The sequence below is a fragment of the Streptomyces sp. NPDC052109 genome, assembly GCF_040680195.1.
Lineage (GTDB): Bacteria > Actinomycetota > Actinomycetes > Streptomycetales > Streptomycetaceae > Streptomyces.
In genome coordinates, this window is record NZ_JBFAWF010000025.1 from 95,857 (window position 1) to 120,745 (window position 24,889).

Annotated in this window: 20 protein-coding genes, 4 tRNA genes and 1 other RNA gene; 12 read left to right on the top strand and 13 right to left on the bottom strand. The window is 72.5% G+C overall.

The genetic code is table 11. The annotated features are described in order from the left end of the window. Positions 1-67: 67 nt before the first annotated feature. From AB0L59_RS35245 to AB0L59_RS35255, 3 genes are all read right to left on the bottom strand, one after another. On the bottom strand, positions 68-739 hold the full coding sequence (locus tag AB0L59_RS35245; RefSeq protein ID WP_365590738.1) for an HdeD family acid-resistance protein: 672 nt from the start codon (positions 737-739) through the stop codon (positions 68-70). A gap of 93 nt (positions 740-832) precedes the next feature. Beyond that, positions 833-1,432 (bottom strand): HhH-GPD-type base excision DNA repair protein, encoded by a 600-nt coding sequence (locus AB0L59_RS35250; RefSeq protein ID WP_365590739.1) that lies wholly within the window; start codon positions 1,430-1,432, stop codon positions 833-835. 25 nt (positions 1,433-1,457) lie between these two features. Continuing rightward, entirely contained in the window at positions 1,458-2,921 is a 1,464-nt protein-coding gene (locus tag AB0L59_RS35255) for a hypothetical protein (protein ID WP_365590740.1), read from the bottom strand. A gap of 227 nt (positions 2,922-3,148) precedes the next feature. Between AB0L59_RS35255 and AB0L59_RS35260 the strand changes: the two genes are divergently transcribed. From AB0L59_RS35260 to AB0L59_RS35270, 3 genes are read left to right on the top strand one after another with little or no spacing between them, the layout of a single operon-like run. Then, positions 3,149-3,622 carry a cupin domain-containing protein gene (locus tag AB0L59_RS35260; RefSeq protein ID WP_365590772.1) on the top strand — a complete coding sequence of 158 codons (474 nt, stop codon included), beginning with the start codon at positions 3,149-3,151 and terminating at the stop codon, positions 3,620-3,622. Further along, positions 3,619-4,380, top strand: coding sequence for a glucose 1-dehydrogenase (locus AB0L59_RS35265; protein ID WP_365590741.1), 762 nt, complete (start codon positions 3,619-3,621; stop codon positions 4,378-4,380). The genes AB0L59_RS35260 and AB0L59_RS35265 overlap by 4 nt, the downstream gene beginning before the upstream one ends. 58 nt (positions 4,381-4,438) lie before the next feature. Beyond that, positions 4,439-6,214, top strand: a complete 1,776-nt coding sequence (locus AB0L59_RS35270; RefSeq protein WP_365590742.1) for a copper resistance protein CopC — start codon at positions 4,439-4,441, stop codon at positions 6,212-6,214. A 591-nt stretch (positions 6,215-6,805) separates the two neighbouring features. Here AB0L59_RS35270 and AB0L59_RS35275 read toward each other — a convergent pair. Then, positions 6,806-7,027, bottom strand: a complete 222-nt coding sequence (locus AB0L59_RS35275; protein ID WP_365590743.1) for a hypothetical protein — start codon at positions 7,025-7,027, stop codon at positions 6,806-6,808. Positions 7,028-7,494: 467 nt separating this feature from the next. Next, positions 7,495-7,582 (bottom strand) — tRNA-Ser (locus tag AB0L59_RS35280). Positions 7,583-7,702: 120 nt separating this feature from the next. Here AB0L59_RS35280 and ffs point away from each other — a divergent pair. The 6 genes from ffs (at position 7,703) to AB0L59_RS35310 (ending at position 16,383) form a co-directional block, all read left to right on the top strand. Then, an RNA gene (gene ffs, locus AB0L59_RS35285) (signal recognition particle sRNA small type) lies at positions 7,703-7,799 on the top strand. Positions 7,800-7,855: 56 nt separating this feature from the next. Then, positions 7,856-10,222, top strand: coding sequence for a DNA polymerase III subunit gamma and tau (locus AB0L59_RS35290; RefSeq protein WP_365590744.1), 2,367 nt, complete (start codon positions 7,856-7,858; stop codon positions 10,220-10,222). Between the two features lie 80 nt (positions 10,223-10,302). Beyond that, entirely contained in the window at positions 10,303-11,565 is a 1,263-nt protein-coding gene (gene purD, locus AB0L59_RS35295; protein WP_365590745.1) for a phosphoribosylamine--glycine ligase, read from the top strand. Positions 11,566-11,842: 277 nt separating this feature from the next. Continuing rightward, positions 11,843-13,696, top strand: coding sequence for a hypothetical protein (locus tag AB0L59_RS35300; protein ID WP_365590746.1), 1,854 nt, complete (start codon positions 11,843-11,845; stop codon positions 13,694-13,696). 200 nt (positions 13,697-13,896) lie between these two features. Then, entirely contained in the window at positions 13,897-15,393 is a 1,497-nt protein-coding gene (locus tag AB0L59_RS35305) for a N,N-dimethylformamidase beta subunit family domain-containing protein (protein WP_365590747.1), read from the top strand. A gap of 90 nt (positions 15,394-15,483) precedes the next feature. After that, positions 15,484-16,383: a phosphoribosylaminoimidazolesuccinocarboxamide synthase gene (locus tag AB0L59_RS35310; RefSeq protein ID WP_365590748.1), complete on the top strand. Its 900-nt coding sequence runs from the start codon at positions 15,484-15,486 to the stop codon at positions 16,381-16,383. Positions 16,384-16,416: 33 nt separating this feature from the next. Here the strand turns inward: AB0L59_RS35310 and AB0L59_RS35315 are convergent. The 8 genes from AB0L59_RS35315 to AB0L59_RS35350 form a co-directional block, all read right to left on the bottom strand. After that, positions 16,417-16,492: transfer RNA gene (locus AB0L59_RS35315), tRNA-Gly, on the bottom strand. Positions 16,493-16,515: 23 nt separating this feature from the next. Then, on the bottom strand, positions 16,516-17,130 hold the full coding sequence (locus AB0L59_RS35320; protein WP_365590749.1) for a response regulator transcription factor: 615 nt from the start codon (positions 17,128-17,130) through the stop codon (positions 16,516-16,518). Beyond that, positions 17,127-18,371 carry a histidine kinase gene (locus AB0L59_RS35325; RefSeq protein ID WP_365590750.1) on the bottom strand — a complete coding sequence of 415 codons (1,245 nt, stop codon included), beginning with the start codon at positions 18,369-18,371 and terminating at the stop codon, positions 17,127-17,129. The genes AB0L59_RS35320 and AB0L59_RS35325 overlap by 4 nt, the downstream gene beginning before the upstream one ends. 19 nt (positions 18,372-18,390) lie before the next feature. Continuing rightward, on the bottom strand, positions 18,391-19,185 hold the full coding sequence (locus tag AB0L59_RS35330; RefSeq protein ID WP_365590773.1) for an ABC transporter permease: 795 nt from the start codon (positions 19,183-19,185) through the stop codon (positions 18,391-18,393). Between the two features lie 305 nt (positions 19,186-19,490). Beyond that, positions 19,491-20,426 (bottom strand): ABC transporter ATP-binding protein, encoded by a 936-nt coding sequence (locus tag AB0L59_RS35335; protein WP_365590751.1) that lies wholly within the window; start codon positions 20,424-20,426, stop codon positions 19,491-19,493. A gap of 139 nt (positions 20,427-20,565) precedes the next feature. Further along, positions 20,566-20,638, bottom strand: a tRNA-Gly gene (locus AB0L59_RS35340). 79 nt (positions 20,639-20,717) lie between these two features. Beyond that, positions 20,718-20,789, bottom strand: a tRNA-Gly gene (locus AB0L59_RS35345). Positions 20,790-20,996: 207 nt separating this feature from the next. After that, positions 20,997-21,314, bottom strand: coding sequence for an Lsr2 family protein (locus AB0L59_RS35350; protein ID WP_061921893.1), 318 nt, complete (start codon positions 21,312-21,314; stop codon positions 20,997-20,999). A gap of 311 nt (positions 21,315-21,625) precedes the next feature. Here AB0L59_RS35350 and purS point away from each other — a divergent pair, with 311 nt between their 5' ends. From purS to purL, 3 genes are read left to right on the top strand one after another with little or no spacing between them, the layout of a single operon-like run. Beyond that, a complete protein-coding gene (purS, locus tag AB0L59_RS35355) occupies positions 21,626-21,889 on the top strand; it encodes a phosphoribosylformylglycinamidine synthase subunit PurS (protein WP_015659417.1) in 264 nt (87 codons plus the stop codon). After that, entirely contained in the window at positions 21,886-22,566 is a 681-nt protein-coding gene (purQ, locus tag AB0L59_RS35360) for a phosphoribosylformylglycinamidine synthase subunit PurQ (RefSeq protein WP_365590752.1), read from the top strand. The genes purS and purQ overlap by 4 nt, the downstream gene beginning before the upstream one ends. Beyond that, positions 22,563-24,821 (top strand): phosphoribosylformylglycinamidine synthase subunit PurL, encoded by a 2,259-nt coding sequence (purL, locus tag AB0L59_RS35365; RefSeq protein ID WP_365590753.1) that lies wholly within the window; start codon positions 22,563-22,565, stop codon positions 24,819-24,821. The genes purQ and purL overlap by 4 nt, the downstream gene beginning before the upstream one ends. Positions 24,822-24,889: the final 68 nt, after the last annotated feature.

Below are 24,889 nucleotides of genomic sequence, written 5' to 3' on the forward strand. Positions count from 1 at the left end.
TGCAGCTTGCGCGGCCCGAGATCCGCCCGCGTGGCGTACGCGCGGATACCGCGGTCGACGGCGGTGCTCACAGCGTCCGGGGGACTGCCCTGGCCCGGCTGCGGATACCGAACGCGGTGGCGATCTCGGTGATGCCCACGACGATCAGCCAGATGCCCGCGACCAGGGTCAGCACGGCGATCGAGTGGAACGGCGAGTCGATGAGCACGATCCCGGCGATGAAGGTCAGGACTCCGAGGAAGATCTGCCAGCCGCGGCCCGGCATCCGGGAGTCGTGCAGGGCGGCCAGGGTCTGGGTGATCCCGCGGATCAGCCAGCCGATGCCGATCCACAGGGCGAGCAGCAGGATCGACTGCATGGGCCCGCGGAAGCAGAACAGGCCGAGCAGGATCGACAGGGCGCCGCTGATGAAGGCCAGCACGCGCAGCGAGGTCGCCATGTGCGTGCCGAACGCGGAGGCGAGCTGGAAGATGCCGCTGATGATGAGGTAGAGGCCGAAGAGGACGCCCGCGGCGAGCAGGGAGGCGTGGGGCCAGACGAGCACCAGTACGCCGAGGATCAGTGAGGCGATCCCGGTGACCAGGACCACCTGCCAGGCGGCCTTGGACAGGGCGTGCAGAGGACCCTCGAACGGCGGCTCGGGCTCGCGCCGTTCGCCTGCCGGCGGGGAGGCCGCGTGGACGTTCCGGTCGTCGTATTCACGGCCCCAGTTCGGACCGCTGTTCGGTGCCTCGGTCATGGTCCATGGTCTGACCCGCGGGCGCGGGCGTGCCATCGGAAGTGGGCCGGTCGGGTGGAGCGGGCCGCCCCGAGGGCGCGGCGCGGGGCGGCGCTACTTGCCGGAGGCCTTCGCCTTCGCCGCCGCCTTCATCTCCTGCTTGTGCGCCCGCACCTTGGCCAGGGACTCGGGCCCGGTGATGTCGGCGACCGACCGGAAGGACCCGGCCTCGCCGTACGCGCCCGCGGCCTCCCGCCAGCCCTTGGGGGTGACCCCGAGCTGCTTGCCGAGCAGCGCGAGGAAGATCTGGGCCTTCTGCTTGCCGAACCCGGGCAGGTCCTCCAGCCGCTTCAGCAGCTCGGTGCCGCTGCCCACGTCCCGCCAGACCGCCTCCGTGTCCCCGTCGTAGTGCTCGACGAGGTACTGGCACAGCTGCTGGATGCGCTTGGCCATCGAGCCCGGGTAGCGGTGCACGGCCGGCTTCTCGGAGAGCAGCGCCGCGAAGGCATCCGGGTCCATCGCGGCGATGTCGTGCGCGTCGAGGTCCCCGGAGGCCGCGGCGCCGAGCCGGTCGGCGATGGTCCGGGGGCCCTTGAACGCCCACTCCATCGGAACCTGCTGGTCGAGCAGCATCCCGGTGAGCGCGGCGAGCGGGGACCGCCCGAGCAGCGCGTCGGCCTCGGGGTCCTGGGCGAGGTGCAGGGTGACGTCCATGACCCCGATCATGCCCCGGCGCGGGTCAGAGCTCCACGTGAGCGCTGGTCGTGGCCGCGCCGAAGTAGCCCTTCACGTTGTACACGCCGATGCCGGCGCTCTTGCCGCACACGTTGAACGAGCCCTTGGCCACCGGCCCGGCGGCCGAACCCCGGGCGACCCACACGCAGCCGTCGCTGTTCTCGGTGGGCGCGCCGACGACCGTCTCCGCCTTGCCGTCCCGGTCGAGGTCGGCCAGGTGCACGGCGGCCCCGAACTGGTCGCCGGTCTCGACCGCGCCCGGTACGTATGCCGTGTCCTGGGTGTACCCGGCGGCCTTGGCGGTCGTCAGGCCGGAGGCGGAGCCGCGCAGCAGTACGGCGGTGCCGGCGAGCTTGTGCGTGCCGACCGCCTCCCCGGGCGATCCGACGAGGACGTCCGCGTAGCCGTCGCCGTTCGCGTCGCCCACGCTGAGCGACTGGCCGAACTCGTCGCCGTTCTCCGCGGTCCCGGGGACGCCGGCCGTGTCCTGGTGGAAGACCTTGGGGCGCTGGTCGGCGGTGATGCCGTGCGGGCCGCCGTAGAGGACCTGGATCTCGCCGCCGCGGTGGGCGGCGCCGGTCTCGTTCGCGAGGTAGTCGTCCTCCGAGATCCCGGTGACCAGGTCGCCGTAGCCATCGCCGTTGACGTCGCCGATCTGCCCGGCGTGGCCGTCGGCGTAGGGGAGTTCGACGCCGGAGCCGCTGCCGCCGTCGTCGTACCGGACCGGCCCGCGCAGGTCGCCGTCCGTCGGCCCGGCCATCCAGAACCGTTCCGCCATGCCGTCACCGTCGACGTCGCCCATGACCACACCACGGGTCTCGCCGATGTCCTGGAGACGTTCGACACCGGAGGCCTGCCCGGTGCGGGTGAACGGGCCGCTGTACGCCGCCCCTTCACAGGAGGAGCCGACGGACAGCTCGGGCGCGCCGTCGCCGTTCATGTCGCCGGTGGCCAGGGACATCCCGAAGCGGCAGTACGTCCGGCCGTCCCCGTACCCCTTGGGCGGCGCGATGGTCGTGCCACCGCTCAGCCCCTTCGGACCGCCCCACACCACGGTCACGGAACCCCGTGCGGACTTGCCGCCGACGCCCTCGTCCGGGGCGCTCACGATCAGGTCGGCGTATCCGTCCCGGTCGAGGTCGGCGCCGGCCACCGCCGTGCCGAAGCGGTCGTACTCCTCGGGGTCGCCGGGGATGCCGGCGGTGGCCTGGGTGAGCACCGTGCGGTGCGTGGCGCTCACCGTGGAGGCGGAGCCGTACAGGACGACCACGGCACCGGCGCCCTCCACCTTGCCGTTCGCCGCGTACGGCGCTCCGACGACCAGGTCCCGGTACCCGTCGCCGTTGAAGTCGTCCTGTACGGCCGCCGTGTTGGCCCCCTTGTAGGGCGCGGCGGCGGACGCGATCGGGGTGAGCGGAACGGCGACGACTGCGGCGACCACGGCTCCCGCCGTGAGGACTCTGCGCAACGAGACTCCTTGACTCGGGGCGGTGCGACGGATGACGGACCGCGGCCGGGCGAAGGCCGGATGCTCACTGGACACACGAGTCGCCCGGAAGGTTGTGCCTCCCCGCCCTCCGGCCCCTCCTCCCTCACGTACACCAGGGCGATCGCCCGCTTCGCACGCCTGCGTCGGCCGGAGAGGCACGCCCAACTCGCCTTACCGGAACGAGGGGTAGCCTTCCCCGGGTGACGATGACGCCGGACGATCTGATCGCCCACTACGGCCTCGAACCCATCCCCCGCGAGGGCGGCCTGTTCCGGCGTACCTGGGAGGGACCGGAGCAGGCCGACGGCCGGCCGGCGGGCTCCGCCATCGTCGCCCTGCTCACCGCGGACGACTACTGCGCCCTGCACCGCCTGCCCACCGACGAGATCTGGCACTTCTACCTCGGCGACCCGCTCCACCTCCTGCTGCTCGCCCCCGACGGCACCACCCGCACCGCCGTTCTCGGCCCCGCCCCCTTGTCCGGCCAGCACCTCCAGCTGACCGTGCCGGCCCGCACCTGGATGGGCGCGCGGGTGGCACCGGGCGGCGCGTGGACGTTCTTCGGCTGCACGATGGCTCCCGGATTCACCTACGCGGACTACGAACACGGGAACGCGGCGGACCTCACGGCGCGTTACCCGTCCGAGGCCGCCCGGATCACGCGACTGTGCCGCCCATGAGCCTGCTCGACGGACAGACCGCCCTGGTGACCGGCGCGAGCGGCGGCATCGGCCGCGCCATCGCCCTGCGCTTCGCCGAGGAGGGCGCCGCGGTGGCCGTCCACTGCCGTACGGCGCAGGAGGCGGCCCGGCAAGTGGCGGCCAGGATCCGGGAGTCGGGCGGCGCGGCCGTCGTGGTCCGGGCGGACCTGACGGACGAGGACGCCTGCCACCGCCTGGTCCGGGAGGTGACGGACTGGTCCCGCGGCCGGCTCACCGCCCTCGTCAACAACGCGTCCGTCCAGCCCGTCCAGCCCCTGCCCGGCATGACGGCGGCCGACTGGCGCGCGGTCGTCGACACCGACCTCACCAGCGTCTTCGCCTGCACCCAGGCCGCGGCCGACCACATGCGGGCGCACGGCGGCGGCACCGTCACCCACATCGCCTCCGTCGAGGCCGCCCATCCCGCCCCCGGCCACGCCCACTACAGCGCGGCCAAGGCGGCGGTGGTCATGCACGCCCGCGCGGCGGCCCTGGAGTACGGGCCCGACGGCATCCGCGTCAACACCGTCTCGCCCGGCCTGATCGACCGGGAGGGCCTGGCCGAGGCCTGGCCGGACGGCGTACGCCGCTGGCTGGCCGCCGCCCCCACCGGCCGCCTGGGCCGCCCCGAGGACGTGGCCGACGCCTGCGTCTTCCTGGCCTCGCCGCTCGCACGCTGGATCACCGGCCACGACCTGACGGTGGACGGCGGGGTCTCGGCCCGCCCGACATGGTGAGCACACCGGCCGATCGCCGCGTACTCATACGGAGGGCACGCGGCGAAGGAGGGACGACGTGCGCGAGGTGCTGCGCCACCGACACCGATGGTCCGGGCGGCTGGTCCTGCTGGCCGCGGGTCTCTTCCTCCTCCTGATCGGCACCGCCGTCCCGGCCTCGGCCCACGCGGCCCTGCGCACGACCGACCCCGCCGACGGAACCGTCCTGCGCACGGCCCCCCGGCTGGTGACGCTGACCTTCACCGAGTCGGTCGGCCTGCTGGCCGACTCCTTCCGCGTCTACGACCCCGCCAACCACCGCCTGCGCACCGGTGCCGCCGAGCACGCCCCCGGCCGCTCGGACACGGCCCGCGTCTCCCTGCCCGCCCGGCTCGCCACCGGCACCTACACGGTCGCCTGGCGCGTGGTGTCGGCGGACAGCCACCCGGTGTCGGGCGCGCTCACCTTCTCGGTCGGCAAGCGCACCGCGACGACCGCGAGCCCCGTCGCCGACCGCACGGAGAACCCCGCCACGGCGGCCCTGTACAACATCGCCCGCTACCTCGCCTACCTCTGCCTGGCCCTCCTCCTCGGCACGGCGGCGTTCGTGGCGTACTGCCGCCCGCCCACCGCGGCACCGCTGCGCACCCCCGTGCTGGCCGCTGCCTGGGCCCTGCTCGCCACGACGACCGCCCTCTACCTCCTGCGCACCCCGTACGAGGAGGGCACCGCACCCGCTTTCTCCCTGGGCTCCCTCACCCGCACGGCCGCGACCCGCCCCGGCGCGCTCCTGCTCGCCCGGCTGGCGCTGCTGCTCCTGGCCGGCGCCGCCGTGGCGCTGCTGCGTGCCCGGCGCAGAAGGCTCCCGCGCCGCAGGACGCTCGCCGTGGCCGCCGCCGTCTCCCTCCCTCTCGCCCTGACCTGGACGGCGGCCGAACACGCGTCGGCGGGCATCCAGGTCCCGCTGGCCATCACCTCCGCCACCCTCCATCTGCTGGCCATGGCGGCCTGGCTGGGCGGTCTGGCGGCCCTGCTGCGCACGCTCCAGAGCACCTCCCTCGCCACCGTGGCCCGTTTCTCCCGCCTGGCCTTCGTCTCGGTGACGGTCCTCGCCCTGACCGGCGTCTACCAGTCCTGGCGGGGACTCGGCTCCTGGCAGGCGCTCACGGACACCACGTACGGCCGCACCCTGCTGGCCAAACTGGCGGCGGTCACCGCACTGCTGCTGGCGGCGGCCTGCTCCCGCGGCTGGACGAACCGCGCGCTGAAGACCCGGGCGACGGCGGCGACACTCCCCGCCCGCGTCCCCGAACCGGCCGGCGGCCCCCCGCTCCCGCCGGAACCCCCCGCCCCGCCCCCGCGGCCGCCCTTCCACCTCCTGCGCCGCTCTGTGCTGGCGGAGGCTGCCGTCGCCGTGGTGGTCCTGGCCCTGACGACCCTGCTCACGAGCACGGTGCCCGGCCGCGCCGCCACCGAGGCCGCACAGAGCGCCGCCCCGGCGGCCGGCATCCCGACGGCCTCCGTCACCACGGTCCCCTTCGACACCGGCGCCCCCGGCGGCCACGGCCAGGTCCAGGTCACTCTGGACCCGGGCCGGGTGGGCCGCACCTCCGTCCAGGCGGTGGTCTACGGCCCGGACGGCGGCCTGTCCACGGTCCCCGAACTCCGCGTCACCCTGACCCTGGCGGCGCAGAAGATCGGCCCCCTGGACACCAGGGTCACCGACCGCGGCGGCTACTGGAGCGCCGACTCCTTCGACCTCCCTCTGCCGGGCACCTGGACGATGAAGGTGACGGTCCGGACCTCGGAACTGGACCAGGTGACGGTGTCGGCACCGGTACGGGTGACGCGGTAGGGGGCAGGCGGGAGTCTGACGACGGGGCCCAGCGCCATGAGGCCCTGGTCGCCGTGGCATTCGCGTCGCCGGTCGCTGTGCGTCGGCCGCTGTTCGTCGACGGACGTCCGTCGGTAGATCCATGCGCAGAAGGCCCCGACCGGCGAACCGGTCGGGGCCTTCTGCTGCCCTGTCGGGTGTTGATGCGGACGTCGGGTAGGCGCGGGGGCGTTCACCTGCGTTCACTCGCGGCCGGCCGTCGGTGCCCGGGAGGCCTTCGGATCTCGCCTGCACGACGGTGAACGGGTTGAAGCAGAAGGAAACCGAGACGGCCGCATCTCCTCACGGCAGAACCGCAGACAGCCGGGGGGCGGCTGTCGAAACCACCGCTAGGCGGCCTTGCGCCGCGCCGCACGCGGGGCCGGGGCGGGCTCCTGCGCATCCTCGGAGTAGAAGATCTCGTCTTCTCCGAAGTCCGGCGCCTGGAAGGGATTTGACGTCGGAGGTGGCGATACTGCAGCGGAACGGCGGGGTTGCCCTTCCAGGGCGGAGAACAGCGACGACGGGTCGATGAGAGGTCTGCCTTTCGTTACAGGTCCCTGACGGGCCTGGCTACAGCTTGGTCATCTTGGAGTACGGGCTCAAGATCCGCATTTGTGACGAGCCGAAATCCACGAGCACGGCGATTCCGTCCTCGATGCCGAGTACCCGGCCGAGTCCGTACACGTCGTGTGTGACCTGGTCGCCCGTGGCGAAGTGCTTGGGAGCCGGTGTGACCGGGGCCTTGAATGGGCTGGTAGGCAAATGACGCTTCGGTGCCGCAGGCTTTGTCATGGCTCAGTATGCGCCTACGTACATCCCGCTCGCTGTGGCCGACGGCACAGATCCGGGACGGGAACGCTCGCGTCACGCCGTTGACCTGGGGTTCCGAGACCCGATCCGTGTTGCTGAACTTGATTGGGTGATGTCGGGGCCGGCCGCCTGGCACAGTCCGTCGGGGGAGGATCCTCCCGTTGAGCCGGCTCCTGCCGCAGGTGCCGCAGCGGCGGCTCCTCCGGGGACGGAGGCGTACGAGACGGCCGTCTCCCTGATGCCCGCCACACCGCCGCGACCGTCCTCCTGATCCCCGGCGTCCCTGACGTGGTGATCGACCCGATCACGGGCCGGGAGTCCGGGGAGCGGCGCGAATGCGCGCCCGGACATGGATGTGACGGGGGCCATGCTCCGCAAGGTCGACGGACAACGTCGAAGGGCCCCACCGCAAGCAGTGGGGCCCTTCGACATCGTGCCCGGTGAGGCACTGGCGGAGGATACGAGATTCGAACTCGTGAGGGGTTGCCCCCAACACGCTTTCCAAGCGTGCGCCCTAGGCCTCTAGGCGAATCCTCCGCCGGAAACATTACATGACCGAGGGGAGTGCTCGCGAACCCGTTCCCGCAGGCCCGCATCGGGGGTCTCCGCGAAACCTGATCGGTTACTGACCGGGGGCCGCGATCGGGTACTGTGGGGCGCAGCCCCTCACGCGGCGCTATCTGACTGAACTCCCCCAGGGCCGGAAGGCAGCAAGGGTAGGTCGGCTCTGGCGGGTGCGTGGGGGGCCCTTGTGTTTCCGGGATCCGTGGCCGGGACCAGTTGTCAGTGGGCGCCTATAACCTCGTATGCGTGTCGTCTCTCGCGCTGTACCGTCGCTATCGCCCGGAGACCTTTGCCGAGGTCATCGGGCAGGAGCATGTCACCGACCCGCTGCAGCAGGCGCTGCGGAACAACCGGGTCAATCACGCGTACCTGTTCAGTGGTCCGCGCGGCTGCGGCAAGACGACCAGCGCGCGGATCCTCGCCCGCTGCCTGAACTGTGAGCAAGGTCCCACTCCGACCCCCTGCGGGGAGTGCCAGTCCTGCCGGGACCTCGCGCGCAACGGCCCGGGTTCGATCGACGTCATCGAGATCGACGCGGCCTCGCACGGTGGTGTGGACGACGCCCGTGAGCTGCGCGAGAAGGCGTTCTTCGGCCCCGCGAGCAGCCGGTACAAGATCTACATCATCGACGAGGCCCACATGGTCACGTCGGCCGGCTTCAACGCGCTGCTGAAGGTCGTCGAGGAGCCACCCGAGCATCTGAAGTTCATCTTCGCCACGACCGAGCCCGAGAAGGTCATCGGCACCATCCGGTCCCGGACCCATCACTACCCCTTCCGGCTCGTGCCGCCCGGCACCCTGCGGGACTACCTCGCCGAGGTGTGCCAGAAGGAGAACATCCCGGTCGAGGACGGCGTGCTCCCGCTCGTCGTGCGCGCCGGCGCGGGATCCGTGCGTGACTCGATGTCCGTCATGGACCAGCTCCTCGCCGGGGCCCGTGAGGAGGGTGTGACGTATGCCATGGCCACCTCCCTCCTCGGCTACACCGACGGCTCTCTCCTCGACTCCGTCGTCGAGGCCTTCGCCACCGGTGACGGGGCCGCCGCCTTCGAGGTCGTCGACCGCGTCATCGAGGGCGGCAACGACCCGCGCCGCTTCGTCGCCGACCTGCTGGAGCGGCTGCGCGACCTGGTGATCCTCGCCGCGGTTCCGGACGCGCTGGAGAAGGGACTCCTCGACGCGCCGGCCGACGTGCTGGAGCGTATGCAGGCCCAGGCATCCACCTTCGGCGCCGCCGAACTCAGCCGTGCCGCCGACCTCGTCAACGAGGGCCTGACGGAGATGCGCGGCGCCACCTCGCCCCGCCTTCAGCTGGAACTGATCTGCGCCCGGGTGCTGCTCCCCGCCGCCTACGGGGACGAGCGGTCGGTCATGGCCCGCCTCGACCGTCTCGAGCGCGGCGTCCACTTCTCGGGCGCCGGCAACGCCCCTGCCATGGGGTACGTCCCCGGGCCCGAGGCCCACGGCGCCCCCACGCCCCCGGTACCGCCCGGCGGCGGCCGGGCGGCGGCCCGCGCGGCCGTACGAACGTCCAACGGGCCGGGCGCGGGCGTTCCGCGTGCGGACGGCCCCGGTGCCGGTGGCTCTGGTTTCGGAGGTTCCGGTGCAGGAGGCCCGGCTCCGGCCGCCCCCGCGCCCACGGCCCCCGCAGGACCTGCCACTTCCATGCCCCCTGCCGCCGCCCCCACCCCTACGGCACCCGCGCCTGCCCCGGCAGCGGCGCCCGCGGCCACCCCCGAGGCCCCCGCCCCCGCGCCTGCCGCCGCCCAGGTCCCGGCGACGCCCTCCGCGCCCTCCGACCCCGGCGCTCCGTCCGCCCCCGCCGCTCCCGGCGCCTGGCCCACCGCCGCCGCTGCCGGTAGCGGCCGGCGTCCCGGTGGCTGGCCCACGGCCGCGGCACCGGCGGGCGCCGGCGCGCCGCAGGGCCAGGCCCCGGGCGGTCCCCCGGTGGCACAGCAGCAGCCCGCCGCATCACCCCCGGCCCCGGCGCCGGCCGCGCCCGCCGGTGGCCTCGACCCCCGCATGCTCTGGCCGAACATCCTGGAGGCCGTCAAGAACCGCCGCCGCTTCACCTGGATCCTGCTCAGCCAGAACGCCCAGGTGGCCGGCTTCGACGGCACCACCCTCCAGCTCGGTTTCGTCAACGCCGGTGCGCGCGACAACTTCGCCGGCAGCGGCAGCGAGGACGTGCTGCGGGCGGCGCTGGCCGAGCAGTTCAACGTGCAGTGGAAGATCGAGGCGGTCGTCGACCCGTCCGGCGGCGGCTCCGCACCCTCGTCCGCAGGAGGCTCGGGCTTCGGCGGCGGAGCCGGTTACGGCGGCGCTCCCGCCGCGGGCGGCGGTGGCTACGGTGCCCCGGCCGCCCCCCGCCCCGCGGCTCCCCAGCCCGCCCCGCAGGCCCCCGCTTCGGCCCGGCCCGGCCCGGCGACCGCTCCGTCCGCACCCACTCCGGCCCCCAGTTCTCCGGCCGCCCCGGAGCCGGCCCCGGTCGCCCCCGAGGACGACATCCCCGAGGACGACGACCCGGACCTCGACGAGTCGGCCCTCTCGGGCCACGAGCTGATCGTGCGGGAGCTGGGGGCGACGGTGGTGGAGGAGTTCTCGAACGAGTAGGGCGTTCTCAGCGCCCTTGTAGGAAACCCCAACAAACCCGCACCCCAGCCTTCGGCAACCTTGCCATTAGGCTGACCCCCGTGAAGGTCCTCGTCATCGGCAGCGGCGCCCGCGAACACGCCCTGTGCCGCTCCCTGTCCCTCGACCCCGACGTCACCGCGCTGCACTGCGCCCCCGGCAACGCCGGCATCGCCGAGGTCGCCGAGCTGCACCCGGTCGACGCGCTCGACGGCAAGGCGGTCGCCGAGCTGGCCGCCGCCCTCGGCGCCGACCTGGTCGTCGTCGGCCCGGAGGCCCCACTGGTCGCCGGTGTGGCCGACGCCGTCCGCGCGGGGGGCATCCCGGTGTTCGGCCCCTCCGGGGAGGCCGCGCGGCTGGAGGGTTCCAAGGCCTTCGCCAAGGACGTCATGGCGAAGGCCGCGGTGCCGACCGCCCGTTCCTACGTCTGCACCACCGCCGAGGAGGTCGCCGCGGCCCTCGACGCCTTCGGCGCCCCGTACGTCGTCAAGGACGACGGACTCGCCGCCGGCAAGGGTGTCGTCGTCACCGACGACCCGGAGGCCGCCAAGGCCCACGCCGCCGCGTGCGACCGGGTCGTCATCGAGGAGTTCCTCGACGGCCCCGAGGTGTCCCTCTTCGCGATCACCGACGGCGAGACGGTCGTACCGCTCCAGCCCGCCCAGGACTTCAAGCGCGCCCTGGACGGCGACGAGGGCCCGAACACCGGCGGCATGGGCGCGTACTCGCCGCTGCCGTGGGCCGAGCCGAAGCTCGTCGACGAGGTGCTGCAGACGGTCCTGCAGCCGACCGTCGACGAGCTGCGCCGGCGCGGCACCCCCTTCTCCGGCCTGCTCTACGCGGGCCTGGCGATCACGAGCCGCGGTGTCCGGGTGATCGAGTTCAACGCCCGCTTCGGCGACCCCGAGACCCAGGTCGTGCTGGCCCGGCTGAAGACCCCGCTGGCCGGCCTCCTGATGGCCGCCGCCACCGGCAACCTCGCCGATCTGCCGCCCCTGCGCTGGAGCGAGGACGCGGCCGTCACGGTCGTCGTCGCCTCGCACAACTACCCCGCCACCCCCCGTACCGGTGACCCGATCACCGGTCTGGACGAGGTCGCCGCCGAGGACGCTCCGCACGCGTATGTGCTGCACGCCGGTACCAGGCGGGACGGCGACACCGTCGTCAGCGCCGGCGGGCGGGTGCTGTCCGTCACCGCCACCGGGGCGGACCTGGCCGAGGCGCGCGAGCGGGCGTACCGGGCGGTGGGCCGGATCCGCCTGGACGGCTCCCAGCACCGCACCGACATCGCCGCGCAGGCCGCGTCGCAGGCGGCGGGCGCCTGACCCGCCCTCCTGACCTGCCCTCCTTCCGATACAGGCCCCGGATCCCCGATCCGGGGCCTGATCCTTGCTGTCTGTCACTCACCTCTGACCAGAGCCATTCCATCGAGTGAGCAATCGTCCATACGGCTGACGGGGGCCGGGGCCCCAACTAGGGTGCCGCGCAAGCGTTCCGGCACTTGGCCCACCGGCATTGCGATGTCAGTCGCGGGTGCCACAGTGGGGGAGTGAGCACCACCAGGACAGCACGGCATCGGCGGCGAGGGGGTGAGGTCGGCACGTGACCGGAATCGGTGCGGAAGTGGGCGCGCAGGCCGCGCGCTCCCGGGCCCTCGCGGTACTGCGGGTCCGGGGTCGGGCGCTGGCCGTGGCACTGCTGCCCGCGGCCGCCGCCGTGATCCTGCTGACCGGCGGTTCCACCGGCCACTTCGTCGGCCGGGGCTGGGACATGGCCCGCTGGGTCGTGGGCGTCCTCGCCGTGCTGGTGCTGCTGGCGGCGGCCGGCATCGCCCTGGTCGTGGCCCGGGCCCGCCCGGCCGTCAGCCCGACGGTGCCGATCCCCGAGGAGTCCGCCCCGGACCTGTACCGGATGGTGCGCGACCTCGCCGACCGCCTGGACGTGCCGGCCCCGTCGGCCCTGGCCCTCACCCCGGACTGCGACAGCTGGCTGGAGGACCGCACGCACTCGGCCCACGGCCCGCCCCCGCGCCCCGTGTCCGACGAGCTGGCCGGCCCGGGCCGCCGTCGCGCCCCCGCGGCACCGGTGCTCGTCATCGGCTCCCCGTTCCTGTGGTGGATGCGGGTCGGCGAGCTGCGCGCGGTCCTCGCCCCGGTCATCGCCGGCACGGGTCCGTCGGCGCACCCGGACATAGCCGCCGCCCGGCGCTTCGTGCGGGGCCTGGACGCGGCGGTCGCGGTCGCCTCGACACCGGGCCGATGTCCGCTGATCCGCGGGGGCTGCGCGGTCCTCGGCTGGGTGGCCCGGCTGCTGCTGAGCGGCTGTAGGGAACACGCGACGCAGATGGAGCGCGGGGTCGCGGCGGCGGCGGCCGAGCGGGCGCAGACCGTGGACTACGGCCTGCGGATCGTCGCCCAGGAGCAGGTCGGCCTCGCCTACGCCGGCTGGGACCGGCTGCTGACCCGGGTCGCGCTGCCCGCGTGGCGCATGGGCCGCTGGCCCTCCCGGCTGGACGCGGGCGTGGTGGCGGCGCTCACCGAGCTGTCCCGGCGCGACCGGCTGGCCGAGGGTTTCACGTCACGGCTCGGCGAGCGCCCGGCCTGTGACCTGCTGGAGGAACCCGGCGTGGTGGACGAGGCCGCCTCGCTGCTCGCCGCGCGCCTCTTCCACGGCGGCCCCGCGGAGTGCGGTCCGGACTGGGCACCGGTGGACTGGCAGGCGTATCCGGAGGAGGTCGTGGACCGCACGTGGCGCGCCGACGCGGCCCGTCTGCACCGCGTCCTGGACTCGCTCGGCGTCCGCCCCTCCCTCGACCCCGCCGCTCCCGACCCCGGCGGCCCCACCCTGGCCCGGGTCCTGGACCACCTCACCGAGCCCGGCAGAGAAGCGGCGATACCGAGCGCACCTCAGGACGACCCGCAGGCCGCCGACGGCGAGAACACCCCACAGGGACCGCCCGCCCCCGATGACGAAAGCCGCCCGGGTGGTGCCGGTGGGAGCGACCTCCCCGCCGCAGGCGAAGCCGAGGCGGAACCGGCCGAGGACGATCCCGGCACGGAACGCAGCGCCACCCTCGCCGCCGGACTGTTCGCCGAGCTCGCCCGTGAGGAGGCCGGCGCCCCGGGGGCCGGAGCGGCCGCTTCCGGCCAGAGCCCCGACAGCGCGCTGTGGGACGACGGCGGACTGCCCCTCTTCCCGTTGCAGCCCCCGCGCACCGGCCGCGATCTGCTCACCGACCATGTGACGGCGATGGTGTGCTGTGCCGCCGTGGAGACCGCCGGCGCGGTCCCCGCCCTGGACTGGCTGGACGGCCCCTCCCTGCTGTTGGGCGGCGAGCGGGCCGCCGACCTCGCGCCCCGGGTGCTCAGCCTGATCGAGGAGGGAGACCCGGGCCCGCTGCGCGACTGGCTGGCCGCGTCCGGTATACGCCCCGAGAAGCCGGTACGCCTCGTCTAACGGGAGCCCTGTCTTCCACTTCAGGTCAATTCGCAACGACTAGTGACCGAGCCCGTGCGTTATGTGATGTGCTGGGAGCGACCACGCACCTGGCAAGGGCGTGCGACATACGACAGCACGGCCGAGGACTGCGCGTACCACCGAGCACCGCGAGCACCACCGAGACAGGACGACACGGGGGCTGAGGGAGGGGAGCGACCATGGCCTCGGACCACATTCGCCGCTGGGAGTCCGGAGCACTCGCGCACGCCGTCACGGACCCCTTCGGCCAGGGCCCGGTGCCCTGGCTGCGTGGCAGTGAGACCTACTTCGACGACACCGGTCACGTCGTGCCCTGGTACGTCGACCCGAGCCCGCAGCCGCTCGCCGGCGGCATGCGCCGGGTGCCCGCGCCGCGTTCGGCCGGCACCGGACCCCGCTCGGCCGACGACGTGCACCGCCAGATCAAGGGCTTCACCTCCACCGGCGCGGTCACGCCGGGCGAGGCGATCGACTTCCACATCACGGTCGATCCGCCCCAGGAGTTCAGCGTCGACATCTACCGGATCGGCCACTACGGCGGCGACGGCGCCGCCAAGATCACCACCAGTCCGCGGCTGTCCGGCATCGTCCAGCCCCGGCCGCTGGCCGCCGACCGCACGGTCTCCTGCCACCACTGGTGGCTGTCCTGGCGCCTCCAGGTACCCGCCCACTGGCAGATCGGCGCCCATGTGGCCGTCCTCACCACCGCCGACGGCTACCGCTCCCACGTGCCCTTCACGGTCCGCGACGACCACCCCGCCGACCTGCTCCTGCTGCTGCCCGACATCACCTGGCAGGCGTACAACCTCTATCCGGAGGACGGCCGTACCGGCGCCAGCCTCTACCACGCCTGGGACGAGAAGGGCCGCCTCCTGGGCGAGGCCGACGCGGCCACCACGGTCTCCTTCGACCGCCCCTACGCGGGCGCGGGCCTGCCCCTGCACGTCGGCCACGCCTACGACTTCATCCGCTGGGCCGAACGTTACGGCTACGACATCGCCTACGCCGACGCCCGCGATCTGCACGCCGGCCGGGTCGACCCCGGCCGCTACCGGGGCCTGGTCTTCCCCGGCCACGACGAGTACTGGTCGGTGCCGATGCGCCGGGCCGTCGAGAACGCCCGCGACCGCGGCACCTCACTGGTCTTCCTCTCCGCCAACACCATGTACTGGCAGGTGGAGTTGGGCCCCTCCCCCTCCGGTGTCCCGGACCGGCTGCTGACCTGCCGCAAGCGCAAGGGCCCCGGCAGGCCGGTGCTGTGGCGCGAGATCGACCGGCCCGAACAGGAACTGGTCGGCATCCAGTACGCGGGCCGGGTGCCCGAGCCGCACCCGCTGATCGTCCGCAACGCCGGCCACTGGCTGTGGGAGGCGACCGGCGCGCACGAGGGCGACGAGATCGAGGGCCTGGTCGCCGGCGAGGCCGACCGTTACTTCCCGCGCACCCCGCTGCCCGCGCACGAGGAGCGGATCCTACTCGCCCACTCCCCCTACACCGACAGTGAGGGCTCCCTGCGCCACCAGGAGACCTCCCTCTACCGCGCCCCGTCCGGCGCCTGGGTCTTCGCCTCGGGCACTTTCGCCTGGTCCCCGGCGCTGGACCGCCCCGGCCATGTGGACCCCCGCGTCCAGCGGGCCACGGCGAACCTGCTGGACCGCATCTGCAAACGCGACTGACCGAGAACGGCTCACGGCCGACCCTGGCCGAAACCCATCACCCTCATAAGGGAGAATCGAGGCACTTGGACAGAACCACGGGGAGGAACCGTGTCCGGATTCGTAGAAAAGCCCGAGCCGATTCAGGTTCCGGGCCTGGTGCACCTGCACACCGGAAAGGTGCGCGAGCTGTACCAGAACGAGGCGGGCGACCTCGTGATGGTCGCCAGCGACCGCATGTCCGCGTACGACTGGGTGCTGCCCACCGAGATCCCCGACAAGGGCCGGGTGCTCACCCAGCTCTCCCTGTGGTGGTTCGACCAGCTGCGCGACCTGGCCCCCAACCACGTGATCAGCGCCGAGGTGCCCGAGGGCGCCCCCGCCGACTGGGCGGGCCGCACGCTGGTCTGCAAGTCCCTGAAGATGGTCCCGGTCGAGTGCGTGGCCCGCGGCTATCTCACCGGCTCCGGCCTGCTGGAGTACAACGAGTCCCGCACGGTCTGCGGCCTCGCCCTCCCCGAAGGCCTCGTCGACGGCTCCGAACTGCCCGGCCCGATCTTCACCCCGGCCACCAAGGCCGAGGTCGGCGAGCACGACGAGAACGTCTCCTACGAGGAGGTCGCCCGCCAGGTCGGCGCCGAGACCGCCGCCCAGCTGCGCCAGGCCACCCTCGCCGTGTACTCGAGGGCCCGGGACATCGCCCGCGACCGGGGGATCGTCCTGGCGGACACCAAGTTCGAGTTCGGCTTCGACGGGGACAGCCTCGTCCTCGCCGACGAGGTCCTCACCCCCGACTCCTCCCGCTTCTGGCCGGCCGACCAGTGGGAGCCGGGCCGGCCCCAGCCGTCGTACGACAAGCAGTTCGTCCGGGACTGGCTGACGTCCGCCGAGTCCGGCTGGGACCGCAAGAGCGAGCAGCCCCCGCCGCCGCTGCCCGAGCAGGTGGTCCAGGCGACCCGGCAGAAGTACGTGGAGGCGTACGAGCGGCTGACGGGCATGAGCTGGGCGTAACGCAAAAGGCCCCCGGGGGACCGGGGGCCTTGCTGGAGCGGACGACGAGGCTCGAACTCGCGACCTCAACCTTGGCAAGGTTGCGCTCTACCAACTGAGCTACGTCCGCGTTGCACCGTGGCGCGAGAGCAACTATACCCAACCTCGGTCGCGTGCGAGACGCACCGCCGCATGCCGGTTCTCAGCGCCCAGCTTCGTGACGGCCGAGGAGAGGTAGTTCCGCACGGTCCCCGGGGACAGCGCGGCCCGCTCGGCGATCTCCGCGACCGGCGCCCCGTCGGCCGCCAGCTCCAGCACCTCGGCCTCCCGGACGGTCAGCGGGGAGTCCCCGGCGGAGATCGCGTCGGCGGCCAACTCCGGGTCGACGTAGCGGCTTCCGGCGTGCACGGTCCGGATGATCTCGGCGAGCCGCTGGGCGCTGACGGTCTTCGGGACGAACCCGCGCACCCCCGCCGCGAGCGCCCGTTTCAGGTGGCCGGGCCGACCGTGGCCCGTGACGATCAGCACCTGGCAGCCGGGCAGTTCGGTGCGCAGGGATGTGGCGACCTTCACACCGTCGGCGCCCGGCATCTGCAGGTCCAGCACGGCCACATCGGGTTGATGGGCCCGCGCCATCGCCAGCGCCTCGGGACCGCCGGCCGCCTCCGCGACCACGAGGAGATCGTCCTCCAGCGACAGCAGCGCGGCCAGCGCGCCCCGGATCAGATGTTCGTCGTCGGCGAGCAGCAGCCGTACCGGAGAGTTCATGATGTGACGTCACTCACTTCCTGTTTCAGGGGCACCTCTGCCACCACCCGGAACCGGCCGCCGGTGACCGCACCCGCCTCCAAGGTCCCGCCGACGGCAGCCAGTCGCTCCCGCAGCCCGGCGAGCCCTGAACCCCCACCCCCGTCGGGATTGCCGGCCTGTCCGTCGTTCTCCACCGTCAGCACCACAGACCCCTCCAGCACCCGCAGACACAGCGTGCAGCGCCCCGCGTCCCCGTGCCGCAGCACGTTGGTGGTCGCCTCCCGCACCACCCAGCCGAGCGCGGACTGCACCCCGGCGGGCAGCCCCGTCGGCTCCGCGCGGACCTCGCAGTCGATCCCGGCGGCTGCCAACACCCCCTGTGCGCCCGCGAGTTCGACCCCCAGGTCGGCCTCACGGTAACCCCGCACGACGGCCCGTACCTCCCGCTGTGACTCCTGTGCGATGCGCTGCACCTCGATCATCTGCTCCACGGCCTCCGGCCGCCCCCGCCGGGCCAGTTGCACGGCCAGTTCGCTCTTGAGCGAGATCACCGACAGGTTCCGCCCCAGCACGTCGTGCAGATCTCGCCCGAACCGCAGCCGTTCCTCGGCGACGGCGAGCCGCGCCTCGACCTCGCGGGCGCGTTCGGCCTCCCACAGCACGGCCAGGGTCCAGGCGCCGCAGCGGCCGGCGAGCAGCGCGAAGATCCCCTGGAAAACGGTGATCCCGACGGTCGCGACCAGGCCGAAGCCGTCGTGGTCGGCGAGCCCGACGGCAGCCGCCAGCAGGACCGTGAACGTCGCAGACCGGCGCAGGAACACCCCCACCGGGACGGTGAGTCCGTAGAGCAACGCGAACGGCAGCAGGCAGCCGGCGATCGCGAAGCGGACCAGCATCGGGGTCGCCGCGTCCAGCCCTGCGAGCGTCGTGATCAGTACCAGGGCCAGCCCCAGCAGCACAGCCGGTGCGCGCTGGGCGCCGGCCGGCAGCTCCGCGCGCCCCAGGTAGTGGTCGAGCACGGTCCTGGTGAGCCCGGTGGCGAGCACGCACTGCCCGATCGCCACGAGGGCGAGGAGCGCGCCGAGGACCATCGCCACGGGCCGGTGGGCGAGGCCGCCGTGCATCGGCAGCAGCACCCAGCAGCCCATGATGAACCAGACCGTGCAGCACCAGGTGAGGAGGCTGTACAGCTCGACCCGCTCGGCCTTGCTGCGGTCTCCCCAGTGCCGTCGCTGCCAGCGCCGTATGCGCCCGACCATCCGCGCGTCCCCCCGCCCCTCAGCGCCGCGGCTCCCACCGGAACCGCCGTCGTACAGCAAACACCGCCAGGATGATCCAGGCCAGCGCGGTCGCGAGGGCGCCGAGTACCTCGCCCGTGCCCAACTGGCCCGTCCAGCCACCGCGGAAGAGCCGGATCGCCGGGGACAGCGGGAGCAGTTGGCAGACGGCGGCCAGCCGGTCGGGCAGGGCCTCGGTCGGGATGGTGATACCGGAGCCGACCATCGAGAGGACCATCAGCGGCAGCGCGGTGACCTGGCCGCTCTCCACGGTTCCGGTGAAGGAAGCGGTGAGCGCGGCGAGCGCGGCACTGACCAGGTAACCGGCCACCAGCCCCGGCAGGATCAGATACGGCGCCCTGGGCGCGCCGGTGTGCAGCACGGCCACGCACCCGGCACACAGCACCAGCGCCTGGGCGAGCCCGAGGGCGAGCGCGGGCAGTGCGGTGCCGGTGAGGATCTCGGCGTCGGAGAGTTCTCCGGTGCGCAGCCGTTTGAGGACGAGTTCCTCCCGGCGGGCGACGTAGGCGTTGACCAGGGACGTGTACACGGCGAAGAGGAAGGAGAAGCCGATCGCGGCCGTCAGCATGGTGGTGCCGACGGTCAGCCCGTGCTTCTTCAGGTCCAGCCGGTCGAAGGCCGGCCGCACGCTGAACGGCAGCAGCAGCGGCACGGCCAGCGCGGTGACCACGACCCCGCGGTTGCGCCCGAGCAGAGCGAGCTCCGCCCGCGCGAGCGCCCCCAGCCGCCGCCGGACCACCCCGGGTCCCCCGCTTCCCCCACCGAACCCCACCATCCGAACGCCGCCCACCGCAGCCCCCTCCGTCCCCGCTCCCGGCCGGCCGTCCCCGGGGGCCCCGCTGCTCCCCGTGGCCCGGCCGGTCCCCTCGACTCCGGTGCGCGCTCTGCTCGACTCCGGTGCGCGCTCCGCCCTGCCGCGCACTCCGGCCGTGGTCACGTCCACAGCACCGTCGATTGCCCCACCGGTCCCGCTGAACCTTCCAGCACCTCCCGCCCCCTGGAATCCGGTGTGCTCCCCGGCTCCGCTGCCCCCTTCAGCCCCGCCGGTACCGCCACGCCCGGCCCGCGTGCCGACCCCCTTCACGCCGCCCCCTGCCGCTCCCGGGCGATGCCCAGAAACGCTTCCTCCAGCGAGGCGGAGCGCACGTCCAGGGCGGTCAGTTCGACGCCCGCCTGCTCGGCCCAGGTCAGCACCGCGGTCGCGGTGCGCTGCAACTGGGCCGTGCGCAGCCGTACGAACCTGCCGTCGCTGTCGTGCTCACAGACGCCGAGGGCGGCCAGCGGCGGCAGATCGCCGAGGAAGTAGCCCTCGGGCAGTTCGAAGGACATCCGGGAGGGCCGGCCCGCGGTGACCTCGGCCGGGGTACCGCAGGCGGCGATCCGGCCCTCGTGCAGGATGGCGAGCCGGTCGGCGAGGACCTCGGCCTCCTCCAGATGGTGCGTGGTGAGCAGCACGGTCGAGCCCGCGTCGCGCAGGGCACGCACCAACTCCCAGGTGTCCCGGCGGCCTTCCGCGTCGAGCCCGGTCGTCGGCTCGTCGAGGAACAGCACCTCGGGATCGCCGAGCAGGGCGAGCGCGAGGTCCAGCCGCCTGCGCTCCCCGCCGGACAGCTGCTTGACCCGCACCCCGTGCCTGTCCGCGAGCCCCACCAGACCCAGCACTTCGCCCTCCGGCCGCGCCCGGCTGGTGCACCCCGCCCACATCCTGGCCGTCTCGGCGACGGTCAGCTCGGCCGGGAAGCCGCCTTCCTGGAGCATCACGCCGGTGCGGGGCCGTACGGCGGCCCGTTCGCGGTAGGGATCGTGGCCGAGGACGCGGACGCGGCCGCCGGTGGGTGCGGCGAGGCCCTCCAGCAGTTCGACCGTCGATGTCTTGCCGGCGCCGTTGGTGCCGAGCAGGGCGAAGATCTCCCCGCGTGCCACGGAGAAGTCGAGTCCGCGTACGGCTTCGAACCCGCCCCCGTAGACACGCCGGAGGTCGGTGACCTCGATCACGTGCTCGTCGTCGATAACCATGCGGCCAGCGTCCCGGCGGCCGGACCGGTTCGGCAGTGCGCGCTGTCACCGCTCGCCATGACAAATGTCAGGGGGGCCGGAACGGACGGGAGCGGACAACGAGAAGACCCCGGTCCACTGGACCGGGGTCTTTTTCCCGAGCGGACGACGAGGCTCGAACTCGCGACCTCAACCTTGGCAAGGTTGCGCTCTACCAACTGAGCTACGTCCGCACTGCTCCCGACCGGCTCCCACCGATCGGTGCGAGCACCAGCCTACCTGATCCACAGGAGTGGCCGTGACCGGTGCCAGAGCGGGTGACAGGAATCGCACACTGCGCCTTCCCCCTGGAAGGGGGATGTTCTGCTACTGAACTACACCCGCATGGTCCTCGGGGTTCCGGCCTTTCGCCCTCGCCCCTCGGCGTGTCCCAGACATTAGCTGATCAGCAGGGGGGTAGCGCAAGTCGGCCCTCCGCAGGACCCGCCGCCGGCCAAGTGCGCGGCCCCCAGGGCCCGCTGACGGACCCTGAGGACTGCCCCTTCGCGGGCTCGTGCGGCCGGCCGCTCACGACGGCTCCCGGCGCGCGCCTCACTGCGCGGCGCTGAACGCCTCGTAGACCTTCTTGGGGATGCGTCCGCGGGCCGGGACGTCCATCTTGTTGGCCTGGGCCCAGGCACGGACGGCCGCCGGGTCGGGGGCGACCTCCGTCTGCTTGTACGCCTTGCCGGAGCGCGACCGCTTGCGGCCGGCCTCGACGTAGGGCGCGAGCGCCTTGCGCAGTTTCCTGGCGTTGGTTTCGTTCAGGTCGATCTCGTACGACTTGCCGTCGAGTCCGAAGGCGATCGTTTCCGCCGCTTCCGAGCCGTCGATGTCGTCAAAGAGCGTGACCACGACCTTTTGCGCCACGAATATCGGTCCCTTCGTGCGGCACGTCGATACAGCTCAACGGCGATGACGTGCCGAGTATCGGCTATTGCCAATTCATTTGTACAGTGCCCGGCAATGCAAAGTGAAGCCCGACTAAATCCGTCCGCGTGTCCGAAGACAATAGGTGAACGAGGCGGACTGTGGAACTTTCCCAGAACTTTTCTCGGCCGTACCGCTCCGACACCCGATCGTGATGCGCCTCACGTAGTTTCCTACAACTCTACCCGCGTAGAAATTTTGTGCGGGTAGTCTGAAGGGACCTGCTCAGCACCACAACACCGGGAGTGCCAGTGGCACGCGTCGTAGTCGACGTCATGCTCAAGCCGGAGATCCTCGACCCCCAGGGCCAGGCGGTCCAGCGTGCGCTGCCGCGTCTGGGTTTCGAAGGGATCTCGGACGTCCGTCAGGGAAAGCGATTCGAACTGGAAGTTGACGGGCCGGTCGACGAGGCCGCGCTCGCCCGCATCCACGATCTTGCGGAATCCTTCCTCGCCAACACCGTGATCGAGGACTTCACCGTGAAGGTCGAAGAAGTCGCGGAGGCGGCCAAGTGACCGCTCGTATTGGCGTCGTCACTTTCCCGGGCAGCCTCGACGACCAGGATGCCCAGCGCGCGATCCGCCTCGCGGGCGCCGAACCGGTCGCCCTGTGGCACAAGGACAAGGACCTCAAGCAGGTCGACGCCGTGGTCCTGCCCGGTGGTTTCTCCTACGGCGACTATCTGCGCGCCGGTGCCATCTCCCGGTTCTCGCCGGTGATGGAGTCCGTCATCGAGCAGGCGAAGTCCGGTCTTCCGGTCCTCGGCATCTGCAACGGCTTCCAGATCCTCACCGAGGCCCATCTCCTTCCCGGGGGCATGCTCGGCAACGACCACCTCCACTTCATCTGCCGCGACCAGAAGCTGCGGGTGGAGAACGCGCAGACCGCCTGGACCAGCGACTACCGCGCGGGCCAGGAGATCCACATCCCGCTGAAGAACATGGACGGCCGGTACGTCGCCGACCAGTACACGCTGGACAAGCTGGAGGCCGAGGGCCGGGTCGCATTCCGGTACCTGGACTTCAACCCCAACGGCTCGCTCAACGACATCGCCGGCATCACCAACGAGGCGGGCAACGTCGTCGGCCTGATGCCGCACCCCGAGCACGCCGTCGAGCCGCTGGTCGGTACGGGCCGTACCGACGGCCTCCCGTTCTTCACCTCGATCCTCAAGAAGCTGGTCAACGCATGAGCCGGACGCCTCTGGACACGGTCGAGCACGCGGCCGCGACCCCCGACGTCGAGCTGCCCTGGGCCGAACTCGGCCTGAAGAAGGACGAGTACGAGCGGGTGGTGGAGATCCTCGGCCGCCGCCCGACCGGCGCCGAGCTCGCCATGTACTCGGTCATGTGGTCCGAGCACTGCTCGTACAAGTCCTCCAAGGTCCACCTCCGCCAGTTCGGAGAGAAGGCCCCGCAGAGCGACGCGCTGCTCGTCGGCATCGGTGAGAACGCCGGCGTGGTGGACGTCGGCCAGGGCTACGCGGTCACCTTCAAGGTCGAGTCGCACAACCACCCCTCCTACGTCGAGCCCTACCAGGGCGCGGCCACGGGTGTCGGCGGCATCGTCCGCGACATCATCGCGATGGGTGCCAGGCCGGTGGCCGTGGTCGACCCGCTGCGCTTCGGCGCCGCGGACCATCCCGACACCAAGCGGGTGCTTCCGGGCGTGGTCGCGGGCATCGGCGGCTACGGCAACTGCCTGGGCCTGCCCAACATCGGCGGCGAAGTCGTCTTCGACGCCTGCTACCAGGGAAACCCGCTGGTCAACGCCGGTGCCATCGGTGTGATGCGGCACGAGGACATCCACCTCGCCAAGGCCTCCGGCGCGGGCAACAAGGTCATCCTGTACGGCGCCCGGACCGGAGGTGACGGCATCGGCGGCGCGTCGATCCTCGCGTCCGAGACCTTCGACGACGCCAAGCCGTCGAAGCGGCCCGCCGTCCAGGTCGGCGACCCCTTCCAGGAGAAGCTCCTCATCGAGTGCACCCTGGAGGCCTTCCAGGAGAAGCTGGTCGTCGGTATCCAGGACCTGGGGGCGGCCGGTCTGTCGTGTGCGACGAGCGAGCTCGCCTCCAACGGCTCCGGCGGCATGCGCGTCACCCTGGACGACGTCCCGCTGCGCGACTCGACCCTGTCTCCCGAGGAGATCCTCATGAGCGAGTCGCAGGAACGCATGTGCGCCGTCGTGGAGCCGGAGAAGGTCGACCGGTTCCTGGAGATCTGCGCGAAGTGGGACGTCATCGCGACGGTCATCGGTGAGGTGACCGACGGCGACCGCCTGGAGATCTTCTGGCACGGCGGGAAGATCGTGGACGTCGACCCGCGCACGGTCGCCCACGAGGGCCCGACGTACGAGCGCCCGTACGCCCGCCCGGACTGGCAGGACGCCCTCCAGGCCGACGACGCGAACAAGCTGCCGAGGCCCGCGACGTCGCAGGAGCTGAGGGACCAGGTCCTGAAGCTGGTGGGGTCCCCGAACCAGGCCTCCAAGAAGTGGATCACCCAGCAGTACGACCACCTGGTGCAGGGCAACACCGTCCTCGCGCAGCCGGAGGACTCCGGCATGATCCGCGTGGACGAGGAGACCGGCCTGGGCGTGGCCATCGCGACGGACGGCAACGGCCGCTACGCCAAGCTCGACCCCTACACGGGCGCGCAGCTCGCCCTGGCCGAGGCCTACCGGAACGTGGCGACGACGGGCGCCAAGCCGCTCGCGGTGTCGGACTGCCTGAACTTCGGCTCGCCCGAGGACCCGGCGGTGATGTGGCAGTTCGCGGAGGCCGTGCGCGGTCTGGCGGACGCCTGTCAGCAGCTCGGCACCCCGGTGACCGGCGGCAACGTCTCGCTCTACAACCAGACGGGCGAGGCGGCCATCCACCCGACGCCGGTGGTCGCGGTCCTCGGTGTGATCGACGACGTCGCGCGCCGCACGCCGGTCGCCTTCCAGGAGGAGGGCCAGCTGCTCTACCTCCTCGGCGACACCCGCGAGGAGTTCGGCGGCTCGGCCTGGTCCCAGGTGGTCCACGACCACCTCGGCGGACTGCCCCCGCAGGTCGACCTGGAGCGTGAGCGGCTGCTGGCCGAGATCCTGATCTCCGCCTCCCGCGACGGCATGATCGACTCCGCGCACGACCTGTCCGACGGCGGCCTGGTGCAGGCGGTCGTGGAGTCCGCTCTGCTCGGCGGCAAGGGCGCGCGGCTGGTCGTGCCGGACGGCCTGGACGCCTTCACCTTCCTGTTCTCCGAGTCGGCCGGGCGTGCGATCGTCGCCGTGCCGCGCTCGGAGGAGGTCCGCTTCAACGACATGTGCGGGGCACGGGGTCTGCCCGCCACCCGCATCGGTGTCGTGGACGGTGACACGGTCGAGGTCCAGGGCGAGTTCGCGCTCACCCTGGAGGAGCTGCGGAGGCTCCACGAGGAGACCATCCCGGCGCTGCTGGCGTAGGCGCGGCCGACGAGGGCCCCACCCGGACGAAGCCGGGCGGGGCCCTTCTCCTGCGCCGACGGGTTCCC

Excerpts from the sequence above, each read along its gene's own strand:
- AB0L59_RS35275 (WP_365590743.1), bottom strand. The coding sequence starts at position 7,027 with ATGACAAAGCCTGCGGCACCGAAGCGTCATTTGCCTACCAGCCCATTC.
- AB0L59_RS35260 (WP_365590772.1), top strand. The coding sequence starts at position 3,149 with ATGACGCCGGACGATCTGATCGCCCACTACGGCCTCGAACCCATCCCC.
- AB0L59_RS35250 (WP_365590739.1), bottom strand. The coding sequence starts at position 1,432 with ATGGACGTCACCCTGCACCTCGCCCAGGACCCCGAGGCCGACGCGCTG.
- AB0L59_RS35325 (WP_365590750.1), bottom strand. The coding sequence starts at position 18,371 with ATGGTCGGGCGCATACGGCGCTGGCAGCGACGGCACTGGGGAGACCGC.
- AB0L59_RS35245 (WP_365590738.1), bottom strand. The coding sequence starts at position 739 with ATGACCGAGGCACCGAACAGCGGTCCGAACTGGGGCCGTGAATACGAC.
- AB0L59_RS35320 (WP_365590749.1), bottom strand. The coding sequence starts at position 17,130 with ATGAACTCTCCGGTACGGCTGCTGCTCGCCGACGACGAACATCTGATC.
- AB0L59_RS35265 (WP_365590741.1), top strand. The coding sequence starts at position 3,619 with ATGAGCCTGCTCGACGGACAGACCGCCCTGGTGACCGGCGCGAGCGGC.
- AB0L59_RS35330 (WP_365590773.1), bottom strand. The coding sequence starts at position 19,185 with ATGGTGGGGTTCGGTGGGGGAAGCGGGGGACCCGGGGTGGTCCGGCGG.
- purL (WP_365590753.1), top strand. The coding sequence starts at position 22,563 with ATGAGCCGGACGCCTCTGGACACGGTCGAGCACGCGGCCGCGACCCCC.
- AB0L59_RS35335 (WP_365590751.1), bottom strand. The coding sequence starts at position 20,426 with ATGGTTATCGACGACGAGCACGTGATCGAGGTCACCGACCTCCGGCGT.
- AB0L59_RS35305 (WP_365590747.1), top strand. The coding sequence starts at position 13,897 with ATGGCCTCGGACCACATTCGCCGCTGGGAGTCCGGAGCACTCGCGCAC.